Source organism: Nocardioides sp., from assembly GCF_035703625.1.
Taxonomy (GTDB): domain Bacteria; phylum Actinomycetota; class Actinomycetes; order Propionibacteriales; family Nocardioidaceae; genus Nocardioides.
Genome location: NZ_DASSXS010000317.1, coordinates 1 through 3,530 on the forward strand (window position 1 = coordinate 1; position 3,530 = coordinate 3,530).

Below are 3,530 nucleotides of genomic sequence, written 5' to 3' on the forward strand. Positions count from 1 at the left end.
CCGTCGACGAACACGTGGACGAAGTCGGGCTGGATGTAGCGCAGGATCCGGGTGTAGTGGGTGATCAGCAGGACGCCCTTGCCCTCCTGCTCGCGGAACCGGTTCACCCCGTCCGCGACGATCCTGAGCGCGTCGATGTCGAGGCCCGAGTCGGTCTCGTCGAGGACCGCGACCTTGGGGTTGAGCAGCTCGAGCTGGGCGATCTCGTGGCGCTTCTTCTCGCCACCGGAGAAGCCCTCGTTGACCGAGCGCTGCGAGAACGACGCGTCGAGGTCGAGGCGCTCCATCACGCCGTTGACGTCCTTGACCCAGGTGCGCAGCTTGGGTGCCTCGCCGTCGATCGCGGTCTTGGCGGTGCGCAGGAAGTTCGAGACCGAGACCCCCGGCACCTCGACGGGGTACTGCATCGCCAGGAACAGACCGGCGCGGGCCCGTTCGTCGACCGACATGGCGAGCACGTCGGCACCGTCGAGCGTGACCTCGCCGCTCGTGATCTGGTACTTGGGGTGGCCGGCGATCGAGTAGGCCAGCGTCGACTTGCCCGATCCGTTCGGGCCCATGATCGCGTGGGTCTGGCCGTCCCTGATGGTCAGCGTGACCCCCTTGAGGATCTCCTTGGGGCCGTCCTCGGTGTCGACCGAGACGTGCAGGTCCTTGATGTCCAGCGTGGTCATTTCTCTCCTTGGGTGAGTCAGCTCGGCCTGACGCCGTTGAGGGCCTCGGTCGCGTCGACGTAGACGTCGCCGTCGCGGACCTCGACCGCGAACGTGGCCACCGGCTCGGTGGCCGGAAGATGGGTGGGCTTGCCGGTGCGCAGGTCGAAGCAGGAGCCGTGCAGCCAGCACTCGACGGTGCCGTCGGCGACCTCTCCCTCGCTCAGCGCGACCTCCGCGTGGGAGCAGACGTTCTGCAGGGCGAAGAGCTCCTCGCCGTCACGCGCGATGGCGAGCTCGAGGTCTCCGACCGTCACGGCCAGCGCCTCGTCGACGGGGACCTCGTCGGCCGCACAGACCTTCTCGAAACCCATCACGGGGTCCCCTCGGCGTTGTTCGCGGAAGGAGCGGAGCGGGAGGAGCGAAGAACGTCGTGGGGTATTCCCAGGTCCTTCAGGACGTTCTTGGCCAGCTCGTCCTCGACGGTCGCCATCAGGCGCTCCTGGAGGGCGGGTACGCCGACCTTGCGGATCAGGTCGTTGAAGAAGCCGTGGACGACGAGCCGGCGGGCCTCGACCTCGCTGACCCCGCGCGAGCGCAGGTAGAACAGCTGCTCGTCGTCGAAGCGGCCCGTGGCCGACGCGTGGCCGGCGCCCTCGATCTCACCGGTCTCGATCTCGAGGTTCGGGACGGAGTCGGCGTGGCAGCCGTCGGTGAGGACGAGGTTGCGGTTCTCCTCGTAGGTCTCGATCCCCTCGGCCACCTTGCGGATCAGCACGTTCCCGATCCACACGGTGCGTGCGCCCTCGCCCTGGAGCGCGCCCTTGTAGACGGCGTGGCTCCGGGTCCGCGGCGCGGTGTGGTCGACGAACAGGCGGTGCTCGATGTGCTGCCCCTCGTCGGCGAAGTAGAGGCCGAGCATCTCGGCGTCGCCGCCGGGGCCGGCGTACCGGACGTTGGCGTCCATCCGGACGGTCTTGCCGCCGAAGGAGATCGCGACGTGCTTGTACGTCGCGTCGCGGCCCACGGTGGCCTCGTGGTGGGTCAGGTGGACGGTGTCGTCGGCCCAGTCCTGCAGGGAGATGACCGACACCTGCGCGCCGTCGCCCACCGAGATCTCGACGACCTGGGCGAGCGCCGCGTGCCCGGTGTGGTTGAGCACGACCACGGCCTTGGCGTGGTTGCCGAAGCGCAGGGCGACGTGGCCCGCCTCGGTGCCCTCCGCGCTGCGGCCGTCGAGCTCCACGACGATCGGCTCGTCGACCTCGACCTCGGCGGGCACGTCGACCAGCAGGGTGGTGGGCACCTCGGCCAGGACCCGGGCGCCGAACAGGGTGTTGGGCACCAGGCCACTGAGGCCGCGCAGGCCCCTGGCCTCCTCACCGTCGACCTCCTCGACCCGCACGCCTCCGGGAGAGTTCCAGGTGCAGGAGGTGGTGGTCGCACCGAACTCGGCGTCCGCGTGCAGCCCGCGCAGCCGCTTGAGCGGGGTGAAGCGCCAGATCTCCTCGCGGCCGGTCGGGACCGTGTGGTCCGCGACCTCGAACGAGCCCTCCGGGTGCAGGTGGGACTCGACCCTCGACTCCTCGAGGGCCTCGGCAACTGCTGCCATCAGCCGACGGCTCCTTCCATCTGCAGCTCGATGAGCCGGTTCAGCTCGAGGGCGTACTCCATCGGAAGCTCCTTGGCGATGGGCTCGACGAAGCCGCGCACGATCATCGCCATCGCCTCGTCCTCCTCCATCCCGCGGGACATGAGGTAGAACAGCTGGTCGTCGGAGACCTTCGAGACGCTCGCCTCGTGGCCCATGGAGACGTCGTCCTCGCGGATGTCGACGTAGGGGTAGGTGTCCGAACGGCTGATCTGGTCGACGAGCAGGGCGTCGCAGAGCACGTTCGACTTCGAGCCGTGGGCGCCCTCGTTGACCTGGACCAGGCCGCGGTACGACGTCCGGCCGCCTCCGCGGGCGACCGACTTGCTCAGGATCGAGCTCGACGTGTGGGGCGCGGCGTGGACCATCTTGGCGCCGGCGTCCTGGTGCTGGCCCTCGCCGGCGAACGCGATCGAGAGCGTCTCGCCCTTGGCGTGCTCACCCATGAGGTAGACGGCGGGGTACTTCATCGTGACCTTGGACCCGATGTTGCCGTCGACCCACTCCATGGTGGCGCCGGCTTCGCAGGTGGCGCGCTTGGTCACCAGGTTGTAGACGTTGTTCGACCAGTTCTGGATCGTCGTGTAGCGGCAGCGCCCGCCCTTCTTCACGATGATCTCCACGACCGCGGAGTGCAGCGAGTCGGAGGAGTAGATCGGCGCGGTGCAGCCCTCGACGTAGTGAACGTAGGCATCCTCGTCGACGATGATCAGGGTCCGCTCGAACTGGCCCATGTTCTCGGTGTTGATCCGGAAGTAGGCCTGCAGCGGGATGTCGACGTGGACACCCGGCGGGACGTAGATGAAGGAACCGCCCGACCACACCGCGGTGTTGAGCGAGGCGAACTTGTTGTCACCGACCGGGATCACCGTGCCGAAGTACTCCTGGAAGAGCTCCGGCTGCTCGCGCAGCGCGGTGTCGGTGTCGAGGAAGAGGACGCCCTGCTCCTCGAGGTCCTCGCGGATCGAGTGGTAGACGACCTCGGACTCGTACTGCGCGGCGACGCCCGCGACCAGTCGCTGCTTCTCCGCCTCGGGGATGCCGAGCTTGTCGTAGGTGTTCTTGATGTCCTCGGGCAGGTCCTCCCAGGAGGTGGCCTGCTTCTCGCTCGACCGCACGAAGTACTTGATGTTGTCGAAGTCGATGTGGGAGAGGTCCGAGCCCCACGTCGGCATCGGCTTGCGGTGGAAGAGCTTGAGCCCCTTCAGCCGCAGGTCCAGCATCCA

General features: G+C 68.0%; 4 protein-coding genes. All 4 read right to left on the reverse strand.

Annotated elements, in window-relative coordinates; genetic code table 11:
- A partial coding sequence (gene sufC, locus VFN12_RS16740) for a Fe-S cluster assembly ATPase SufC (protein ID WP_325119913.1) occupies positions 1 to 674 on the reverse strand: 674 nt, incomplete at its 3' end.
- A gap of 17 nt (positions 675 to 691) precedes the next feature.
- Positions 692 to 1,027 (reverse strand): non-heme iron oxygenase ferredoxin subunit, encoded by a 336-nt coding sequence (locus VFN12_RS16745; protein ID WP_325119915.1) that lies wholly within the window; start codon positions 1,025 to 1,027, stop codon positions 692 to 694.
- A complete protein-coding gene (sufD, locus tag VFN12_RS16750; protein ID WP_325119916.1) occupies positions 1,027 to 2,265 on the reverse strand; it encodes a Fe-S cluster assembly protein SufD in 1,239 nt (412 codons plus the stop codon). The genes VFN12_RS16745 and sufD overlap by 1 nt, the downstream gene beginning before the upstream one ends.
- On the reverse strand, positions 2,265 to 3,530 hold a 1,266-nt coding region (sufB, locus tag VFN12_RS16755; protein WP_325119917.1), incomplete at its 5' end, for a Fe-S cluster assembly protein SufB. The genes sufD and sufB, both read right to left, overlap by 1 nt.

Bases quoted from the DNA above. Each gene is read 5' to 3' on its own strand.
- VFN12_RS16745 (WP_325119915.1), bottom strand. From the start codon at position 1,027: ATGGGTTTCGAGAAGGTCTGTGCGGCCGACGAGGTCCCCGTCGACGAG.
- sufD (WP_325119916.1), bottom strand. From the start codon at position 2,265: ATGGCAGCAGTTGCCGAGGCCCTCGAGGAGTCGAGGGTCGAGTCCCAC.